General features: G+C 63.9%; 2 protein-coding genes. Both read left to right on the plus strand.

The window, feature by feature from the left end:
• On the plus strand, nt 1-357 hold a 357-nt coding region (locus tag Q4P78_RS08915), incomplete at its 5' end, for a hypothetical protein (protein WP_303340016.1).
• A 369-nt stretch (nt 358-726) separates the two neighbouring features.
• The gene (locus Q4P78_RS08920; RefSeq protein ID WP_303340018.1) at nt 727-987 is read left to right on the plus strand and encodes a PLDc N-terminal domain-containing protein; all 261 of its coding nucleotides are present in this window, start codon (nt 727-729) and stop codon (nt 985-987) included.
• Nucleotides 988-1,267 lie beyond the last annotated feature (280 nt).

Raw genomic sequence — 1,267 nt, forward strand, 5'->3', positions numbered from 1 at the left:
TGCATGGCCTGGTACGACCTGGTGGCGGACCGTTACGTGCTGCTCACCGTGGGCGCCTTCTACGACGGGGAACAGACCGTCGTGGGCTCCATGCACTGCCAGTGCATGTACCTGCAGCCTGATGACAGGTGCTGCCCCAGTCAGAGGTTCCAGGGGTCCCTTGAGGAGCAGGTCGCCCGCGCCCGCGACTGGCTGCTCTGGATGGCCCACAGGCCCGTGGACCGCAGGGAGTGGGGCGGTGTGACCACGGAGTACCGGTTCGCCGACGACGGCGTCGGTATCTCGGCCTCCGGCTGCAATGCCCTCCGACGGCTCCCGCCCCGGCAGGTGGTCAGGGTCCCCACCCGCGTTCTGTGAGCGGGTAGGGGATGCCGATCTGGGCCTATCAATTTGAAGAGTCTAAGAAGTAAACCGGTGGGGCTGTCAGGACGGCGGCGCTGAACCCGGTCCCAGACCAGGCAATAAACGTGTTCGCTTATAGCGAGATTGTCCTGACCTGCCTGTTCTTGAGGCAAGAGGCCCGAACCAGGTTTTGCTGACGTTGTGTAACGTTATTCGCCTCCGGGAAGCTGCAGGTCAGAGGCTTTTCGGGGGTGTCGTGACAAAGTCGTTAGAAAAACGAGGGCATTGAGGTCCGCCAGCCGCCCCCGTCAATGGGTGACGATGACGAGGGTGGAGTGCTACCATTAATATTGTCATAACGTGTTGTTGGGTAAGGATAGGATAATGCAGGAACCCACGACGATCGTGTACAGCCCCCAGCACGTCATTGTGCTGGTCATTGTCCTGGTGCTGACCGTGGTCGCGCTGGTCCAGGTGTGGCGCCAGAACAACACTATGCCAACTGCCGGGAAGGTCGTCTGGACCGCTGTCATTATTATTCTGGTGGGGGTCGGGCCGGTCGTGTGGTACTGCTGGCGGCTGGGAGACAGGTTGCTGAACAGCAAGATCCTGAAGGGGCCCCGGAGCCGTCGGTCAGGGTCGTGAGCGCCCAGGTGCAGGTACAGCCGCGCCCAGGACGTGCGGATGCGTGGTGACTCGCTCCCGGGGTGAGGATCCGGGGTTAAGGACCCAGAGCTCCGCCTCGGGGGCGAGCCTCTGGGGCGCCGTCGCTCTGCCTCACCCCTGCACAGCAGGGCTCATGTGGTGCGTGCTGTCCTTGACCAGGACCGGGGTGGTGCGCTCCCGCGTCGAGGCGGTGCCTGGGCCGCGGGCAGGGCAGCGTGGAGTGCCCCACGACGGGCGGTTCTCTCCCACGGGTTGCACG

This window comes from Rothia sp. (in: high G+C Gram-positive bacteria), from assembly GCF_030540545.1.
Classification (GTDB): domain Bacteria; phylum Actinomycetota; class Actinomycetes; order Actinomycetales; family Micrococcaceae; genus Rothia.

Excerpts from the sequence above, each read along its gene's own strand:
- Q4P78_RS08920 (WP_303340018.1), top strand. The coding sequence starts at position 727 with ATGCAGGAACCCACGACGATCGTGTACAGCCCCCAGCACGTCATTGTG.